The 18,106-nt window shown below is 69.8% G+C and carries 17 protein-coding genes; 6 read left to right on the top strand and 11 right to left on the bottom strand.

Annotated elements, in window-relative coordinates; all coding sequences use genetic code 11:
* Positions 1-8: 8 nt before the first annotated feature.
* The 8 genes from LRA89_RS00775 to LRA89_RS00810 form a co-directional block, all read right to left on the bottom strand.
* Positions 9-548 (bottom strand): glycoside hydrolase family 108 protein, encoded by a 540-nt coding sequence (locus LRA89_RS00775; protein WP_230635611.1) that lies wholly within the window; start codon positions 546-548, stop codon positions 9-11.
* Between the two features lie 196 nt (positions 549-744).
* Positions 745-2,670 (bottom strand): CocE/NonD family hydrolase, encoded by a 1,926-nt coding sequence (locus LRA89_RS00780; RefSeq protein WP_230635613.1) that lies wholly within the window; start codon positions 2,668-2,670, stop codon positions 745-747.
* 156 nt (positions 2,671-2,826) lie between these two features.
* Entirely contained in the window at positions 2,827-4,791 is a 1,965-nt protein-coding gene (gene ftsH / locus LRA89_RS00785) for an ATP-dependent zinc metalloprotease FtsH (RefSeq protein ID WP_055757738.1), read from the bottom strand.
* 69 nt (positions 4,792-4,860) lie between these two features.
* Complete coding sequence (tilS, locus tag LRA89_RS00790; RefSeq protein WP_443024921.1) at positions 4,861-5,958, bottom strand: tRNA lysidine(34) synthetase TilS; 1,098 nt, start codon at positions 5,956-5,958, stop codon at positions 4,861-4,863.
* Positions 5,951-6,961 (bottom strand): tetratricopeptide repeat protein, encoded by a 1,011-nt coding sequence (locus tag LRA89_RS00795; RefSeq protein WP_230635615.1) that lies wholly within the window; start codon positions 6,959-6,961, stop codon positions 5,951-5,953. The genes tilS and LRA89_RS00795 overlap by 8 nt, the downstream gene beginning before the upstream one ends.
* Before the next feature lie 59 nt (positions 6,962-7,020).
* Complete coding sequence (locus LRA89_RS00800) at positions 7,021-7,848, bottom strand: helix-turn-helix domain-containing protein (RefSeq protein WP_230635617.1); 828 nt, start codon at positions 7,846-7,848, stop codon at positions 7,021-7,023.
* A gap of 103 nt (positions 7,849-7,951) precedes the next feature.
* On the bottom strand, positions 7,952-10,228 hold the full coding sequence (ptsP, locus tag LRA89_RS00805) for a phosphoenolpyruvate--protein phosphotransferase (protein ID WP_230635619.1): 2,277 nt from the start codon (positions 10,226-10,228) through the stop codon (positions 7,952-7,954).
* Between the two features lie 53 nt (positions 10,229-10,281).
* Positions 10,282-10,842 carry a helix-turn-helix domain-containing protein gene (locus LRA89_RS00810; RefSeq protein ID WP_230635621.1) on the bottom strand — a complete coding sequence of 187 codons (561 nt, stop codon included), beginning with the start codon at positions 10,840-10,842 and terminating at the stop codon, positions 10,282-10,284.
* Positions 10,843-10,935: 93 nt separating this feature from the next.
* On the opposite strand from LRA89_RS00810, the gene LRA89_RS00815 reads away from it, so the two are divergent.
* Positions 10,936-11,391, top strand: coding sequence for a DUF6456 domain-containing protein (locus LRA89_RS00815; protein WP_230635623.1), 456 nt, complete (start codon positions 10,936-10,938; stop codon positions 11,389-11,391).
* Here the strand turns inward: LRA89_RS00815 and LRA89_RS00820 are convergent.
* Positions 11,324-13,789: a DUF2339 domain-containing protein gene (locus tag LRA89_RS00820; protein WP_230635625.1), complete on the bottom strand. Its 2,466-nt coding sequence runs from the start codon at positions 13,787-13,789 to the stop codon at positions 11,324-11,326. The genes LRA89_RS00815 and LRA89_RS00820 overlap by 68 nt on opposite strands.
* A gap of 122 nt (positions 13,790-13,911) precedes the next feature.
* Here LRA89_RS00820 and dapF point away from each other — a divergent pair, with 122 nt between their 5' ends.
* Positions 13,912-14,865 (top strand): diaminopimelate epimerase, encoded by a 954-nt coding sequence (gene dapF / locus LRA89_RS00825; RefSeq protein ID WP_230635627.1) that lies wholly within the window; start codon positions 13,912-13,914, stop codon positions 14,863-14,865.
* A gap of 21 nt (positions 14,866-14,886) precedes the next feature.
* On the opposite strand, the gene LRA89_RS00830 is transcribed toward dapF, so the two are convergent.
* Positions 14,887-15,204 carry an MbcA/ParS/Xre antitoxin family protein gene (locus LRA89_RS00830; protein ID WP_230635629.1) on the bottom strand — a complete coding sequence of 106 codons (318 nt, stop codon included), beginning with the start codon at positions 15,202-15,204 and terminating at the stop codon, positions 14,887-14,889.
* Positions 15,201-15,371 carry a hypothetical protein gene (locus tag LRA89_RS00835; RefSeq protein ID WP_164490766.1) on the bottom strand — a complete coding sequence of 57 codons (171 nt, stop codon included), beginning with the start codon at positions 15,369-15,371 and terminating at the stop codon, positions 15,201-15,203. The genes LRA89_RS00830 and LRA89_RS00835 overlap by 4 nt, the downstream gene beginning before the upstream one ends.
* 257 nt (positions 15,372-15,628) lie before the next feature.
* Between LRA89_RS00835 and LRA89_RS00840 the strand changes: the two genes are divergently transcribed.
* The 4 genes from LRA89_RS00840 (at position 15,629) to LRA89_RS00855 (ending at position 18,044) form a co-directional block, all read left to right on the top strand.
* A complete protein-coding gene (locus LRA89_RS00840) occupies positions 15,629-16,117 on the top strand; it encodes a hypothetical protein (RefSeq protein WP_230635631.1) in 489 nt (162 codons plus the stop codon).
* Complete coding sequence (locus LRA89_RS00845) at positions 16,114-17,421, top strand: DNA-packaging protein (protein WP_230635633.1); 1,308 nt, start codon at positions 16,114-16,116, stop codon at positions 17,419-17,421. The genes LRA89_RS00840 and LRA89_RS00845 overlap by 4 nt, the downstream gene beginning before the upstream one ends.
* Positions 17,422-17,683: 262 nt before the next feature.
* The gene (locus tag LRA89_RS00850) at positions 17,684-17,872 is read left to right on the top strand and encodes a hypothetical protein (protein WP_156349068.1); all 189 of its coding nucleotides are present in this window, start codon (positions 17,684-17,686) and stop codon (positions 17,870-17,872) included.
* Positions 17,865-18,044: a hypothetical protein gene (locus LRA89_RS00855; RefSeq protein ID WP_230635635.1), complete on the top strand. Its 180-nt coding sequence runs from the start codon at positions 17,865-17,867 to the stop codon at positions 18,042-18,044. The genes LRA89_RS00850 and LRA89_RS00855 overlap by 8 nt, the downstream gene beginning before the upstream one ends.
* Positions 18,045-18,106: the final 62 nt, after the last annotated feature.

Genomic DNA, 18,106 nt, shown 5'->3' on the forward strand with positions numbered 1-18,106 from the left:
TACACTTGTCAGCCTATGCGCTGGGCCAGCCAGCCGTAGAGAAAGGATTCGTTGGCGGGCCGCGTTTCGGCGAGGCGGAGATAGCGTTCGCCCTGCAAGGCGTTGATCGCCTTGACCAGCACCGCTTCGGCCGCCGGGCCACGGCTGGCCAGCATCGCGTCGAGCGCGGCGAGCGTGCGCGTGCCGATCGTGCTGTCGAGCGTCACGTCCGCCCAGTCGCGCGCACCCCGGTTGAGCGCGTTCAGCGTGCGTTGCAGGAAGCCCGCCGCGACCGTCGGCCCCATGTTGACGCCGGTATCGAACAATTCGGCGGCGAGCAGCGGCGCACGTCTGGCCACCTGGTCGAAGCCGGGTGCGAGCCAGTAGCGGCGGCGGTAGAGCTGGACCGCCTGCGCGCGGGGGAAATGGCGCATGTCGCCGGCATAGCCTTCGGCGCGGGCGATGCGCTCGGTGATCCCATAGCGGGTCGCACCGCCGCGATCGGCGGGATGGTCGCTATAGCCACCCTCGCGGTCGATCACCTCGTCGATCAGTCGGTCGATGGTCATGGTCGTTCTCCTCGTTGAGTGGAGAACGTATCAGGAACGAATGGCTGTAGGACAGAAGGGTTTGGGGGGTCCCGAACGGTCGTCGCGCACGCTTCGTCCCCCCGGAACCAGTCCGGGGTGACGGCGGGGGCGGGGCGAGCGGTGCGGCCATCGCAACCCGACCCGCCCCCGACGGCTTCCGTTCAGGAAGCGAAGGTCAGTTGGTCGGCACCACCGGCAGCCACACCGCGCTCGGCGTCGCGCCGCCGCGTTCGATCGTCACCGTCGCCTTTTTGTACGCCGATTTCGGTGCGGTGAAGATGTTGGGGACATAGGTCTGCGGGTTGCGATCATAGAGCGGGAACAGCGACGACTGCACCTGCACCATGATGCGGTGCCCCGGCTGGAACACATGGTTCACCGTCGGCAGGCGGAAGCGGTAGCGCTGCGTCTTGTTCGCCGGGATCGCCGAGGGCTTGGCGACATCGTTGCGGTAGCGGCCACGGAAGATGTCGAGCGCGATCGGCAGTTGATAGCCGCCCTTGGCCGGTTCGCCCGGCACCACATCGGGGTACACGTCGATCACCTTCACCACGAAATCGCCGTCGGTGCCGGTGGTCTTCGCGAACAGATCGGCGATCGGCGCACCCGCGACCTTTACGGCCTGCGTCAACACCGGCGTCTGATAGGTCATCACGTCGGTGCGGCCGTCGACATGGCGCTGGTCGCTGACCAGCCATGCCTTCCACCGGCCATCGTCGAAGTTCACCGGCCGTGACAGGTGCGGGACGGGCTTGGCCGGATCGGAGACATAGCTGTCACCGCCCGCCGGTGCGGGGGCAAAGCCGAGATCGCCATCGGCACCCAGATAGATCGGCTTCATCGGCGCGGCGCAGCCCGTGTCACAGGCGAGCGGCCACTGCGCCAGTTCGTCCCAGTGATTCTCGCCGGTGTTGTAGATCAGCGCCTGCGGCGGGGTGAACGCCGGGCGGCCGTTGCGCAGATACTGGTCGAAGAACGGGAACAGATACTTCTCGCGCCATTGCAGCGCGGTGTCGCCGTTGAACTTCAGATCGCCCAGCGACGACCCGTCATAGTTCGCGCCGCTGTGCCGCCACGGTCCCATGACGAGGAAGTTGTTGCCACCCTTGCCCCTGGCCTTCAGCGCTTCCCATGCGGTGATCGCGCCGTACATGTCCTCCTGATCCCACAGCCCCTGTTCCCACATCGTCGGCACGTTCGACGGATTGGCGGCGAGCAGCTTGTCGAGCGCCTGTCCCTGCCAATAGGCGTCATAGGCCGGATGGGCGACGAAGCGCTGCCAGAAGGGCAGTTGCGCATAGCCCGACGCCTTTGCCCAGTCGTTGGCCGATCCGACGCGGCGGAACTGGTCGTAATCGTCATAGGTCGTCGACGGTGGCGATTCGCCCGGTCCCTTGTATCCCGTCTGGCTGCCGATCCAGCCGATGTTCGCCAGGCGGAACGCGCCGTAGTGGAACCAGTCGTCGCCCATCCAGCCATCGATCATCGGGCTTTCGGGCGCGGCGACCTTCAGGGCGGGATGCGGGTTCAGCAACGCCATGACGACGGTGAACCCCTCGTAGGACGACCCCAGCATGCCGACGCGGCCGTTGCTCTCGGGCAGGTTCGCCTTGTTCACCAGCCAGTCGATCGTGTCATAGGCGTCGGTGACGTGATCGGTCGTCGTCGGGTTGAGGGCCCCACGCACCGGACGGGTGACGACATATTCGCCCTCCGAGCCGTATTTGCCGCGAATGTCCTGGAACACGCGGATATAGCCGGCGCGGGTGAACACCTCGTCGCCCTGCGGCAGCGCGGCGACATAATCGGTGCTGTCGCTGCGCGCGACCCGGCCCGAGGCGTTGTAGGGCGTGCGGGTGAGAAGGATCGGCGCGTTCGCCGCGCCCTTCGGAATCATGATGACGGTGTGCAGCTTCACCCCGTCGCGCATCGGGATCATCACCTCGCGACGGACGTAATTGTACTTGTCGGTCGGCGGCGTGAATTTCGCCGGGATGTCGCCATTGGGCGGCCAGATGTCGGGGCCGGGCGCGGTCTGCGCGGTGAGTGCGGGCGCGGCCAGCGCGAGGGTGCAGGCGAGGAGGAGGGGGCGTAGACGCATCGGGACAGGCTCCACGGGTCGCCAGGTTCGGCGATGGGATGATGTTACATCGTCCGGCGGGGCGGGGTGGTTGTCAAGCGCCGGTCAAGCAATACGACAGCGGCGCCGTACCCCCGAGGAGTACGACGCCGCCGTTCGAGCCGAAGCAGTGAGGGCTTATGCCCCCTGAGGCGTCGGCGATCCGAAGGGGCCGCGCGGGCGGCGGGTCTTGGGGATCGACGTGCCGCCGGCCGACAGCGGGGTGGTGGGCGTGCCGATGTCGCGGTCGATGGTTTCGCCCGCGATCAGGCGCTTGATCTCGTCGCCCGAGAGGGTTTCGTATTCGAGCAGCGCGCCCGCCAGCAGGTGGAGCTGGTCGACATGGTCGGTCAGCAACTGGCGTGCGCGCGACAGGCCGCCTTCGACGATGCGCTTGATCTCGCTGTCGATCAGTTCGGCGGTCTTGTTCGACATGCGCGACGGGGCCGATGCCGAATAGCCGAGGAAGCTCTCCCCCTGCGGTTCGCCATATTCGACCGGGCCGACCGCGTCGGACATGCCCCAGCGCGTCACCATGTCGCGCGCGAGGCCGGTCGCCTGCTGGATGTCGCCCGAGGCGCCCGACGATACCTTGTCATAGCCGAAGATGATCTCCTCGGCGATGCGGCCGCCCATCGCGACCGACAGGTTCGCGTACATCTTGTCGCGGTGATAGCTGTACGAATCGCGTTCGGGCAGGCGCATCACCATGCCGAGCGCACGGCCGCGCGGGATGATCGTCGCCTTGTGGATCGGGTCCGACGCGGGTTCGTGCAGCGAGACGATGGCATGGCCGGCTTCGTGATAGGCGGTCATCCGCTTTTCATCGTCGGTCATCACCATCGAGCGCCGCTCGGCCCCCATCATGACCTTGTCCTTCGCCTCCTCGAACTCCTGGTTCGCGACGAGGCGCTTGCCCTTGCGCGCCGCCGTCAGCGCCGCTTCGTTGACGAGGTTGGCAAGGTCCGCGCCCGAGAAGCCGGGCGTACCGCGCGCGATGACGCGCGGGTCGACGTCGGGGGCCAGCGGCACCTTCTTCATATGGACCTGAAGGATCTTGATCCGGCCTTCGATGTCGGGGCGCGGCACCACGACCTGCCGGTCGAAGCGGCCCGGACGCAGCAGCGCGGGGTCGAGCACGTCGGGACGGTTGGTCGCCGCGACGATGATGATGCCCTCGTTCGCCTCGAACCCGTCCATCTCGACCAGCAACTGGTTCAGCGTCTGTTCGCGCTCGTCGTTGCCATTGCCCAGACCCGCGCCGCGATGACGGCCGACCGCGTCGATTTCGTCGATGAACACGATGCAGGGGGCCGACTTCTTGGCCTGTTCGAACATGTCGCGCACGCGGCTGGCACCGACGCCGACGAACATCTCGACGAAGTCCGAGCCGGAGATGGTGAAGAACGGCACACCGGCCTCGCCCGCGATTGCGCGGGCGAGCAGCGTCTTGCCGGTGCCGGGCGAACCCACCAGCAGTGCGCCCTTCGGAATCTTGCCGCCCAGCCGGGCGAACTTGGTCGGGTCCTTGAGGAAGTCGACGATTTCGGTCAGCTCGGCGCGTGCCTCGTCGATGCCGGCGACATCGTCGAACGTGACCTTGCCTTCCTTCTGGGTGAGCATGCGCGCGCGCGACTTGCCGAAGCCCATCGCGCCGCCGCCGCCGCCGCCCTTCTGCATCTGGCGCAGGACGAAGAAGGCGATGCCGAGGAACAGCAGGAACGGCAGCGACTGGTACAGCATGACGAGCCAGATGTTCGGACCCTCTTCGGGGCGCGCGTTCATCGTGACGTTCTTGGTCCGCAGCCGTTCGATCAGATTGGGATCGTTCAGCGCGTTGGTGCGGAACTTCTCGTCATTGGTGTAGATGCCGGTGATCGTGTTCGGCGCAATGTTGACCTCGCGCACCGAACCCTCGTCAACCTTGTCGAGGAAGGTCGAATAGGGAACGACCTGTCCCTGGGTCTGCGCCGATCGCCCGTCGAAGAGCGTCACGAACATGGCGAGCGAGACGAGGATGCCGACCCAGATCAGCAGGCTCTTCATCCACGGATTGCCGCCACCGCCACCGTCGGGGCCGTTCTGCTTGTCGTTATCGTTCATGCCGAAGTGATACCTCTCAGTGCCACCAAGATAGGCTGCCGCAAGTTAATGGCAATGGAACAAAGCCGATCAGACTGATCGTCGCGGCGGAGCGGGGCGGAAGTGCCAGTGCGGCCCCCGGACGGCCGCGAAAACGCCAGCCTGCGTCGCTGGTTTGTGCGCGGTCAGCGCATCGAGCAACGGCTCGATATTGGCCGAATCGGACCAGCGACCCTCGCAGGCGGCATGGGCGCGAACCGCGCCGATCGCGCGACGGGCGAGGCGGCGGCACAGTTCGCGCGGCAGGTCGGCGGGATCGAGGCGGACTTCGCCCGGATCGGCGGGCAAGCGGCGGGTGCGCCAGAGCCAGTCGACGGTCTGTCCGAGCGCGGCATCGACCTCGCGGCAATGCGCGGCGGCGGCGGCGAGGGCGGTCGGGTCGAGATGGCCTTGCGCCAGCAGCGCGCGGGCGGCGGTGCGGTCGTGGCGGGGATCGATGTTCGACGGATCGTCGACGAACGGCAGCGCGGCGGCGATGGTGCGCAGCTCGGCGCGGCGCCAGCCGAGCAGCGGACGCACGATGGGGAGGCGGATTGGACGATCGTACCCCCGCGCAGGCGGGGGGCCAGGGCGTATCGCGCTTACGTCCGGTCTGTCGGACTCTAGACCCCCGCCCGCGCGGGGGTACGGCCGGGGTGGAGCCATGGCTGCCCAGCGATCGGGCGCGAAGTCCCAGCGCGGGCGGATGCCGGCGAGGCCGGCGGGGCCGGAGCCACGCGCGGCGCGCATCAGGAAGGTTTCGGCCTGATCGTCGGCATGGTGCGCGGTGGCGAGCGCGCATGCCCCGGCGGTCAGCGCCCAGTCCCCGAGCAGCGCATAGCGGACGTGGCGTGCCTGTGCCTGGATGCTGGCCCCGGCGGGCGGGGTCGCGGGGGCGAGGGTGGCGTGTGCGATGCCCTGCGTCCGGCACCAGTCGGCGACCATCGCCGCCTCGTCCGCCGCCGCCGCGCGCAGCCGGTGGTCGACGGTCGCGGCGATGACGCTGGCCGGAAAGGCGGCCGCCGCGAGTCGGAGCAGCGCCATCGAATCGGGGCCACCCGATACGGCGATGGCCAGCGGCCGGTCAGGGACAGGCGCGGCGGCGAGCGCGATCAGATCGCGTGCGAACCGCCTGGCCGGATCAGGCAGCGCATTTGGCAGCCGCGCGACCCTTCACGACATCGGCCTTCATCTGCGGCGAGATTTTGTCGCCATAGACCTCGCCCAGCTCGCCATAGACGTCGCAGGCTTCCTTGGTCTTTTTCAGCTTGATGAGCGCGTCGGCCAGATAGAACAGGCTGTCGGGTGCGCGTTCGCCATCGGGCATCTTCTTGTAATTGTCGTAGAAGGCGATCGAGGCGAGCGAGGGTTTGCCGTCGTCGAGATACGACCGGCCGATCAGGTTCTGGGCATAGCTGGCGCGGCGGTGCTGCGGATATTTGTCGACCACCGGTTTCAGCGCGGCAATGGCTTCGGGATACAGCTTCGCGCTCCACAGGCGGAAGCCGTAGAGATAGCCGTCCTCCGCCGCGTCGCCCGAGGCGGGCTTTTCGATTGCCGCGATGCGGCCCGCGCGGGCGGGATCGGTGGTGGTCGCCGCCGGCGCGGGGGGCGGCGTGGTCGTCGGGCGCGGCGTGGCCGGGCGGGTGCCGCCGAGCGTCCCGCCGCCGTTGCCCGACCCGCGCACGACCGGCGGGCTGACGCTGGTATCGCCCGCTGCCGCGATCGCACCGGGGGTGGCCGGGGTCACGGTCGCGCCGTTGCTTTCCAGCGCGGTGAGCCGCTGGTCGGTCGTCCGGCGATAGGCGATGAACTGTTCTTCCAACTGGCGCTGCTTGTACTGCGCCTGTTCGATCTGGTTGGTGAGCGTCTGCTGCTGCGATTCGAGCGCGCTCAGCCGCGCCTCCAGCGTGGCGAGGGGGCCGCTGGTCGGGGTGCCGGGGATGTCGAGCGTTTGCGTCGGCGCGGTGATCTGCGGTTCGACCTGGTTGGGCGCGCCGCCGGGGAACACCTTGCGCTGCACCGCGCGCATCTCGCGCTCCAGCTTGTTGACGCGGCCGTCGAGCTGGGTCTGCTGCGCGACGGCGGGCACGCTCAGCACGAGCGCGAGGAACGGCAGGGCGGCAAGCGCGCGCATGGGAGCCGTGCGCATGGGAACAGGGCGTTGATGCTTCATTGCTTTATCCTGTGGCCTCCACCCTGTCGCCACGCTTAACCCGCCGGTGCCGGGGTCGGCGTGGCGGTGCCGCGTGCGCGCAGCGCATCGGCGCTGACTCCGACGGTGATCGCGCGTTCGGCGGTGCCGAGCGGCGCGATGTTCGACCCGTTGAGCGTGACCGTCAACAGATCGGGACGGCCGGTGCGGATCTGCGGGTTCTTCGCGGTCATCGGCACGTCGTAGCGCTCGCCCGGCTTGAGTTCGCGGTTGGTGATCGTGCCGCCATCGTCGAACACGCGAATCCACACCGACCCGGTCGCGGTGAGCGCCACCTGCCCACCGCTGCCCGCCGGCACGGCGGCGGGGGCCGCGCCACCGGCGGCGGGCGCGGCGCCCGGCGTCGGGGTGGGGGGCAGCATGCCGAGATCGGCGGCGACGGTCGCGGCGGGCGCGGTGACGGGATCGTCCTTGCGCAGCAGCGAGGTGCCGAAATAGACCCCGACGATCAGCAGCAGCACGATCGCCACCGCCGCGCCGATCGCGGTCGCCCCCATCGAGGGGCCGCGCCGCTCGCCGATCGGTTCGAGGTCCTGCAGGGGTTCGGGCCGCTGATAGCTGATCGCCAGTTCGGCCCGCAGCGCGCGCGCCACCTCCGTCTCGTCCACGCCGACCGCGCGGGCATAGGACCGGCCGAAGCCCATCGCATAGGTGATCGACGGCAATGCCTGGAACTTGCCGTCCTCGACCGCTTCGAGGTGGCGCAGCGGAATGCGGGTGCGCTGTGCGATGTCGGACAGGGTCAGCCCCTGCGCCTCCCGCGCCTGGCGCAGCATCATGCCCGCCGTTCGCGGCGTGCCGGTGGTGCCCTCGCCGTCCGTCATCGATACTCCTTCCACGGCGGACTGTCCGCCTTTCGACCTGTCACGCGGTTTCGGATAGGCGGCGGCGGGTGTCAACGCCGCAGCGCGGCAAACCGCCGTGCGATCAGTTCAATTCGACACCGTTCGCCCGCGCCCATTCCTCCAGCGGCTCCCGCAGCGAGCGCGAGGGGGTGGCCAGCAGCGATTCGACCTGCGCCATCGCCGCCGTACGATCGAGCGAGCGGATCATCGCCTTGACCGGGCCGACCGCCGCCGGGGTGATCGACAGCCGGTCGATACCGATCGCGATCAGCGCCATGGCTTCGAGCGGCCGTCCGCCCATCTCGCCACACACCGCCACCGGCTTGCCCGCCGCATGCGCCTCGCGCGTCACCCGGCGCAGGAAGCGCAGGATGGCGGGCGACAACCAGTCGTAGCGCACCGCGAGCCGGGGATCGGCGCGATCGGCGGCGAACAGGAACTGCGTCAGGTCGTTGGTGCCGATCGACAGGAAGTCGAGGTTCGGCCACAGGAAATCGAGCACGTCGGCCAGCGCCGGCACCTCCAGCATCGCGCCATAGCGGATGTCGGTCGGCGGCGTGCGGCCGCGTTCGCGCAGCCAGTCGCGCTGCGCCTCGAAGATGGTGCGGGCTTCCTCGAACTCCCAGGGTTCGGACACCATCGGGAACATGACGTTGAGCGTACGACCCGACGCCGCCTCGATCAATGCGCGCGCCTGCGCCTTCATCAATCCTTCGCGGGCGAGCGCGAGCCGCAGCGCGCGCCAGCCCATCGCCGGGTTCTCCTCGACATGGCCATCGGCGTGGTCGAGATAGGGCAGCGCCTTGTCGCCGCCGATGTCGACGGTGCGGAACACGACCGGGCGGTCGCCCGCGACCTCCAGCACGTCGCGGTAGAGCCGCTGCTGGCGTTCGCGCTGCGGCAGGGTGGCCGACACGAGGAACTGGAATTCGGTGCGGAACAGGCCGATGCCGTCCGCGCCGGTCAGGTCGAGCGCCGCCACGTCGTCGCGAAGCCCTGCGTTCACCATCATCGTGATGCGGTGGCCGTCCTTCGTGACCGGCGGTTCGCCCTTCATCGCGGCGAAGGCGGCGCGGCGCTTCTGCGTCAGCGCCAGCCGCGCCTCGAACGCTTCCTCCATCGCCGGGGTCGGGCGGATGACGAGCAAATCCTCGACCGAGTTGAGCAGCAGCCGGTCGCCCTCGGCGATCAGCCGCTTGATGTCGCGCACGCGCCCCAGCACCGGCACGCCCATCGCCCGCGCGACGATGACGACATGCGCGGTGAGCGACCCCTCCTCCAGCACGACGCCCTTCAGCCGGCGGCGGTCGTATTCGAGCAGTTCGGCGGGACCCAGGTTGCGCGCGAGCAGGATGGTGTCCTGCCGCAGGCCCATCTGCGCGGCGGTGCCCAGTTGTCCCGAGACGATGCGCAGCAACCGGTTGGACAGGTCCTCGAGGTCGTGCATCCGGTCGGCGAGCAGCGGGTCCTTGATCTCGCGCATCCGCATGCGGGTGCGTTGCTGGACGCGCTCGATCGCCGCCTCGGCGGTCAGGCCGCTGTCGATCGCCTCGTTGATGCGCCGCGCCCAGCCTTCGTCATAGGCGAACATCTTGTAGGTCGCGAGGACCTCGTCATGTTCGCCGCCGACGCCGAATTCGGCCTGGTTCGACATGCGTTCGATCTGGTCGCGCATCTTGTCGAACGCGGCATAGACGCGGTGGCGCTCGGCTTCGGTATCCTCGGCGACGGTGTGTTCGATGACGATGCGCGGCTGGTGGAACACCGCGACGCCCGATGCCATGCCCTCGACCAGCTTGAACCCGTCGACCCGCATCGCGCCGGTCGCCTGCGGGCGGGTGGGGGTGCCGCCGGTCGGGTCGATCAGGTCGGCGTTGGCGATCAGTTCGGACAGGACCATCGCGACGGTCTGCAGCGCTTCGATCTCGACATCGGCATAACGGCGCGGATCGGCATGCTGCACCGCCAGCACGCCGACGGCACGTTCGCGGCGGATGATCGGCACGCCGGCGAAGCTGTGATATTTGTCCTCGCCCGTCTCCGGCCGGTAGGCGAAGTCGGGGTGGGTCGCGGCTTCGGCCAGATTGAGCGTCTCGACATTGGCGACGATGGTGCCGACGAGGCCCTCGCCGGTCGCCAGTTTGGTGACGTGGACCGCTTCCTGCGCCAGCCCCACGGTGGCGAAGAGTTCGAGCAGCCCCTCGCGCAGCAGGTAGATCGAGCAGACCTCGCTATCGAGCGCTTCGGCGATGATGCGGACGACCGAGTTGAGTTTGGCCTGCGCCGGACTTCGCGACGCCATCACGTCGTGAAGGTTCGTCAGGATTTCGCGGGCGGAGGCGGCGGCCGAAACGGGCATGGCGCATGCGCTACCACGGCCGTGCCACAGCGTCACGACGCTTCACCCAAAAATCACAGCTTTCGCACCAGTTGCTCGGCGACCGCCAGCCATGGCGTGACGGCCAGAACATGGAGCGCGCCGGTGCCGATCGGCAGGACGGTCAGCCGGTCGGGGTCGAGGCCGAGCAGCCGGCCGAACAGGAAGCTGCCCGCCGGCATCGGCACCAGCACGTCGCGGCCCAGCGCCTGCGCGAAGGCCGGCGGGGCGAGGCGGCGGCACCATAGCGTATCGCCGCTGCGATAGTCGCCCATCGCCTGATCGACGACGACCGCCACCAGATCGCCGTCGGGGCGCGGCGGCACGACGCTGGCCTGCCTGCGCGGCGCGGTGACGCCGGCGGCGTCCATAATCGCGGCGACGACGATGTCGGCGCGGTCAGGCAGGCGGACGAGATCGGCCGCCTCCACCTCCAGCGCCAGCGCGATGCGGTTGAGCCAGCCGACCGAGACGGTGCGGGTGCCCGTCTCCAGCCGGCCGATCGTCTGCGCGGTGGTGGGCGGCACGCAGCGTGCGGCGACCTCTTCCAGCGTCAGCCGCCGCGCACGGCGGACCTCGCGGATCGCGGTTATCATGGCGGTGTCTCTCCAACCTATCTGGTTTGTAGCGCTGTCCTACAGCTTGCGCGTCGTGGCAAGGGTTCGCGGCAACGACGAAGGAGCGGGTCTATGCGGGAGTTGGTCGAGCGGCGGCTGGAGGCGGGACGGGTGACGGACATGCCGGGCGGGCGGCGGGTGCAGGTGAATTTGCGCGAATCGCCGCTCGATTGGCTGAAAGCGCGCGGGCTGGTCGATACGCGGCAATATGATGCGGGGGAGCGGCTGCGCGAGGCGTATGAGGCGGCGTCGCTCGGCCCCCGGGTGACGATGCGCTGGGACGGCGCGCCGCGTGGGGCCAAGGGGGTGCCGGCCGATCCGTCGGGCGGGCAGTTGGCGGCGAAGGCGCGGTTCGATGCGGCGATCGCGGCGGTCGGGCCGGGGCTGTCGGACATCTTGTGGCGGACGGTGTGCGCGGGCGAGGGGTTGCCGGCGGCGGAAAAGGCGCTGGGCTGGCCGATCAGATCGGGGCGGCTGGTGCTGACGCTGGCGCTGGACCGGCTGGCGGCGCATTATCGGCTGGGGTGAGGAAGCGGCGATAGCCCCAACCGATCGCGATCAGCGCGAGGCCCAATCCCAAGAACGAAACGATCCGCCAGATGCCGCCGAGTGCGGCGGCATCGATCAGAAAGACCTTGAGGGTGGTGAGGGTGAGCAATGTCAGGCCGAAGCGGCGCAGCTCGCGCCGGTCGCGCGCCACCCCCTGCCACAGCCACAGGATGGCGAGGGCGAGCATCGCCGCCGAATAGCCCCAATTCTCGCCTGACGTCACCGGGCCGGTCAGCAGCGTGCCATGCGTCGCCTGACGGATGGTGGCGAGGACCGCCAGCAGGGTGAGCGCGGCGGCGGCGAGGTGACGCTGCGGCAGGCCGGGGAGCCGCCATAGTATCAGCGCGACCAGACCGAGGTGGAGCGTGGCGGCGTTGAGCAGCGGAAGCGGGCCGACTTCCTGTTCGATCCAGGCCGGGTTGAGGCCGATCAGGTCGAACCAGACCAGCCGGGCGAGCGCCACCGCGACGAGTGCGCGCGCCAGCGCCGGGATGCGGTGCCACAGCAGCCAGCCGGCGACCAGCGCGAGGTCGGTGATCGCGGCGCGCTCGACGAAGCCGAGGCTGACGAAGCGGGGCAGGGTGGCGATGGCGAGCGGCTGTTTGAGCAGGACATAGCCGCCGAGGATCGCGATGGCCGTGGCGGCGGTGAGGATCGGCACGGCGACCGGACCGAATAGGCCGCGCCGCCAGCGGGCGAGGCCGAGCAGCGCGAGCGCGGGGAGCAGCGCTTGTGTCAGTGCGTCGGCGGCTGACGGCAGGGTGGTGTAGGGCAGCGCTTCGTACAGGATCGCCAGCGCGACGGTGTGGCCGATCGCGGTCAGCGTCGGCGCGATCAGCGCGAGCAGCGCCAGCGCGGGGAGCGCCGCCAGCCGGGCGAGCGCGCCACGATCCTGCGGCAGCGCCGCCGCCAGCAGCGCGAGTGCGGCGAGCGGCGCGAGCGTGGCGAAGGCGGGCGGCACGAGATTGGCGAGCGCGAGCGCGAGGCCGAGCGCGGCGGTGGCGATGCCGCCGACCAGCCCGAGGTCGCCGGTATCCCGCCGGTCGCGGTGCCGCTGCCCGAGCAGCGCGCCGGCCGCGCCGAGCAGGCCCCATGCGGCGGCCCAGCCGATCGGCGGCAGCAGGCCGGGGTCGACCAGTTGCGCGGCGAGCAGCGGACCGATGCCGCCGACCAGCGCGATCATCACCCATTGCGCCGAGCGGCGCGACAGCGCGCCCCCGCTCAGGGCGAACAGCAGGATCGCGACGGGCAGCGCGACCGGGGTGGTCGTACTGCCCGCCGCCAGCCCGGCGGCGACCAGTAGCGTGACGAGGATCGCGGCAGCCAGCCCGGCGGGGAGCAGCGCGCCGTCGCGGAAAGAGAGGAACAGCGCGGCGGCGGCGAGGACGAGGTAGAAGCCCCACGCCAGCGCCGAAAAATCGAGCGCAGGGGCGAGCGCCAGCAACTGGACCAGCGCGACCACTACCGGCGCGGCGCGCAGCAGGCGGTGGGTGACGCCGGTGCGCGGTGCCGCCAGCGCGCCGCCGATGCCCAGCGCGACGACGAACAGCCCCAGCGCGGCGAGATCGCTGGTCGGGAGCAGCGCGATCAGCAGCGCCGACCAGCCGAAGCCGGTGACGAGCGTGGTGACGGCGAGCCATGCCCAGCCGCGCACGCTGGCGAGGCCGAGCAGCGCGGCGACGAACAGGCCGAGATAGACGAGCAGCGGGCCAATCCCCGCCGCGTCATAGCCCGCGACCAGCGGCGCGGCGAACCCGCCGATCAGCGCCATGACGGCGGTCGGCGGGCCGTGGCGCAGGGCAAGGAACAGGCCGAGCGCGGTGACGCCGAGCATCACGACGAAGCCGGTCAGCGGACTGACGAGATGATAGAGCGCGGCGGCGAGATAGAGCGTGGCATAGGCCGAGGCGATGCCCGCGCCGGCCAGCACCTGCCCGACACGCGGATCGCCGCGGGTGGCGGGCAGGCGGCGGGCACCTTCCGCCCCGGCCAGCAGCAGCAGCGCGAAGCCGGCGGCGAACAGGGTACGGACGGTGGGGGTCAGCCAGCCCGCCTCGATCGACAGGCGGACGAGGAAGATGCCGGCGACGACCAGCGCGAGGCCGCCGATCCACACCGGCAACCGCGCGCCGACCAGCGTTTCGAGATCGATCGACGGACGGGGGCGTTTGGGACGCGGCGGCGGCGCGGGCCACTCGATGTGCGGTTCGGGGCGGGCGGCGGGGGCGGGGCGCGGCAGCGGCTCGGGCAGGACGACGGGCGCGGGGGCGAGGCCGAGCTTCGCTTCGAGCAGGGCGACGCGGCGCGATAGGCGTAGCAGCGCCACACCGAGAACGGCCACCAGCACGAGCAGCAGCAGGGACAGCAGTTCGCTCACAATCCGGCGATAGTGGCACAGCGCGGCGCGCCATGTCGCCCATATTTACGCTTTCGGCTCTTTCGCTGCGGCGGGGCAGGCGCGATATGGCGCGCAACCTCCTTGTTCGGGATTGCGGCCACATGCGTTTCTCCTTCGTCCACACCCATGGGTCGGGCAACGACTTCCCGCTGATCGATGCGCGCGGGATCGCGCTCGACGATACGCAATGGGCGCGGGTGGCGCGGGCGCTGGCCGACCGGTCGGGCGATGTCGGCGGGGATGGGCTTTTATTGCTAACCCATTCAGATAATTCGCATATTTTTGGTATGCGGATGTTCAATCCCGATGGGTCGGAGGCGGAGACGTGTCTGAACGGACTGCGCTGTACCGCGCGGCTGGGGTTTGCGTTGACGGGGACACGCGAGGGGCGGGTGCGGTTGAAGCAGAGCGATGCCGGGGCGCGGATCGTGGCCGACATTGCGCCGGGCGTCGCGACGATCGAGACGCGCGCCGGGCCGGTGTCGCTGAACCCAGGCGAGGTTGGGCTGGTGACGCAGCAGACCGCGCCGTTCGTCGACGCGCCGATTCCGGGGCTGCCGAGCGCGCGGAGCTTCACGGCGGTGGCGATGCCCAATCCGCACCTCGTCACCTTCGTCGAGGCGGTCGATGAGGACGAACTGGTCCGGCTGGGCGACTGGTGCGAGGCGGCGCCGGCGTTGATCCCGGCGCGGGCCAATGTCAGCTTCGTCGAGCTGCGCGAGGTGGGGCATGCGCCCGCGTTGTTCGTGCGGACCTATGAGCGCGGCGTCGGGCTGACCGACAGTTGCGGAAGCGCGATGGCGGCGTCGACCCATGCCGCCGCGCGGACCGGGCGGATCGGCTGGGGGGTCGATACGGCGGTTTTCAATGCCGGCGGCATGGTGCGCGCGCGCGCCGATGCCGACGGCATGGTGACGATCGCCGGCAATGCCACGGTGACATGGGAAGGGGCGATCGAGGTCGATCCCGACACCGGTATCGCCGGGCCGCTCACGATCACCCGCCAGCATGACGACGAAGTCGCGGCGTGGAGCGCGATGCTGGCGGGGCTGTAACGCGGCCCCGCCGGATAGTCGTTACGCGGCGACCCGTGCCTGCATTGCCGCTTCGACGGCGGCGAGGCCGTCGGGGCTGGCGATGGCGAGGTCGAGCGGGCGGCCGCCGAGCGTCTCGTCATGCGCGTTGAGGAAGGCCATCGCCGCGTCGCGGCCGCCGAAATGGTGGAAGGCGCTGGTCGCGACCTGACCCTGCCGTGTTGCCTGATCCGGGGTCAGGCGCACGGTGGTGTAGGCGCGGCGAAACTGTTTCGAGCGCGGCTTGGCCGTATCGACGGCGGGCTGCTCGGGGGCGGCCGATTCGGGAGCGGCCGATTCAGGCGTGGTCGACCCGGTCATGCGCTCACCATCCGTCCCGAGGCGCCGAGCAGCGCGCGCATCACCGATATGCGATGTTCGTAGCCGCGCACCATACCGCGATGCGAATGGGCGGCTTCGGGCGAGGCGGCACGGGTCGCGCGCATCTGCGCGACCTGGTGCGAATGTAGCAAATCATTGAGGTCCATCAGCGACGCTCCGGCAGCGTAAGCGGAAGCGCGTGCGTCTCCCGGCCGCTGGCGCCTACGGGACCGACTTGCCAGCGATGGACCGTATATGGGGTCGCCGGCCGCCGGATACCATGCCGCCAGCGAAACGAACCAGATGGGATAATCCTGCTTGACATCGCAACGCTGATATGGCACAAAACAGGAACATCGGGAATTGCGGGTCGGGGCCGGGCACGGGGGTGCTGCCGGCCCCGACGCGCGTCTGGGGGGCGGACATGGCGGACGAACGATTGACCGGGGCCAACCGGCGGCCGGTGCAGCGGCAGCGGGTGGGGCATGGCTGGACGCAGGTGCGGCGCGAGGCGTTTCTGGATCATGTCAGCGCCACCTGCAACGTGCGCGCGGCGTGCGAGGCGGTGGGGCTGTCGCAGGCGAGCCTCTATTCGCTGCGGCGGCGCGACCCGGCGTTCGCCGACCAGTGGCGCATGGCGCTGCTCGCCGGATACGACCGGCTGGAGGGGGAATTGCTCCACCGCGCGCTCAACCCGCTGGACGAGGTGGCGGTGGGCGATCCCGATCGGGTGATCGCCGGGCCGGTGACGTTCGATCAGGCGCTGGCCCTGCTCGACCGGCATCGCCGGATGTTGAAGAACGAGAATCTGGGGCAGCGCGACACGCAATATCGCGCGACGCAGGCCGAAACCGACGCGATGCTCAAGAAGCGGTTGCGCAGCCTGCGCCAGAAGTTCGAGGGGCGGACGTGAGCGGGGTCGACGCCGAACTCGCGCTGCTGTCGCGGATGGACGACGCCGCGCTCGACCGTTTCCTGCTCAGGCTGCATCCCAGCCAGCGGCGCGAGCTGGCGACGCGCTGGGGGTTGTATGCCCATCGCGGCCAGTCGCTGGCCGATACCGACTGGAGCGTGTGGCTGATCCAGGCGGGGCGCGGGTTCGGCAAGACGCGGGCGGGGGCGGAATGGGTCTGCACCCGCGCGGTCGAGGACGGGGCGTTGCGCATCGCGCTGGTCGGGGCGACGCGGCATGACGTGGAGAGCGTGATGGTGCGCGGCGAGGCGGGGCTGATGGCGGTCGGGCGGCATTACGGCAATGTCCGCTGGTGGCCGTCGCGCGGGGTCGTCGAGTTCGGATCGGGGGCGGAGGCGCAGGTCTTTTCCGCCGAGACGCCCGATGCGCTGCGCGGCCCGTCGCATCACATCGCGTGGTGCGACGAGCTGACCAAATGGCGCAAGCCCGAGGCGACGTGGGACAATCTGATGCTGGGCCTGAGACTCGGCGAGCGGCCGCAGACGCTGGTGACGACGACGCCGAGGGCGATCCCGCTGCTCAAGCGCATCCGGCGGATGAAGAAGGTGGTGGTCACGACCGGGCGGACGCACGACAACGCGCATCTGCCGGCGTTCTTCATGGAGCAGATCGAGGCGAGCTATGCCGGCACGCGGATGGGCCGGCAGGAGATGGACGGCGAACTGATCGACGAGGCCGAGGGCGCGTTGTGGAGCCGCGAGCTGCTCGACCGGCAGCGGGTGGCGGACGCGCCGCCGGTCGCGCGGGTGGTGGTGGGGGTCGATCCGCCCGCCGGGATCGGCCGCGATGCGTGCGGGATCGTCGCGGCGATGCTGGGCACCGACGGGCGCGCCTATGTGCTGGAGGACGCGAGCGTGGTGGGAGCCAGCCCCGAGGGCTGGGCGCGCGCGGTGGCGGCGTGTGCGGCACGGCACGGCGCCGACCGGGTGGTGGCGGAGTCCAACCAGGGCGGGGCGATGGTCGAAAGCGTGCTGCGCGCCGCCGACACGGTGCTGCCGGTGATGCTGGTCCATGCGTCGCGCGGCAAGGTGGCGCGGGCCGAGCCGGTGATGGCGCTGTACGAGCTGGGCAAGGCGTTCCACGTCGGCATGTTCCCCGCGCTGGAGGACGAGCTGTGCGGGCTGGTGCGCGGTGGCGGGTATGCGGGGCCGGGGCGTTCGCCCGACCGGGCCGACGCGCTGGTGTGGGCGCTGTGGGAGCTGATGCTGGCGGCGAAGGGGATGGCGAGCGTTAGGGTGTTGTGAGGGGGGAGCGTCACCGATTCTCCCGTCATTCCCGCGAAGGCGGGAATCCATTGACGCCGACGGTGCGGGTAAGCCGGAACGTTGGCGCATATGGGTCCCCGCCTGCGCCGGGACGACGAGGGGGTGGCGGGCGAAATTGGGTCCGTTTCGGTGGAACCGGGTAGCCGGCGGGTCGATGATCGGTGAAATGTCGTTGTGGACGGGATCGGCGGATATGCGGCCTGTCCCGCATCCTCATGACACACGGCCAAGGACATGGGGCATGAACCAGTATCGATCGCCACCTGTGGCAAAATCGCTGTTGAATGGGATGGCGCAGATCATCGCCGTGCCGGGAATGGGTCGGACGTGGCGTGCGATCGACGCCGGGAGTGCCTCCTCCGATTGGCGTGCGATCGGCGATGATCTGCGCCGGTCGATGCAACGGACAAGCATTCGTGCGGATGGTTGACGTTACGGACCGGGTGGCGGTGCGCATATCCCGCGACCAGCAGATCGAATTGATGCGGGGTGCCGAGGCCCGGCTCATGGCGCGCTTTGCCGCGTGGATGCAGGTTAAGGAAATCCGGCAGTTCGGATGTCGGCCAGCAACCGGACAGGGCGACCAGCCGCGACAGGAATAAACCCGGAGCTGGATAGTCCGCGATGGTCATGCTGGTGCGCTCGCGCGAGCCTGTGGCTCCCC

This window comes from Sphingomonas sp. Leaf4 (assembly GCF_920939515.1).
Lineage (GTDB): Bacteria > Pseudomonadota > Alphaproteobacteria > Sphingomonadales > Sphingomonadaceae > Sphingomonas.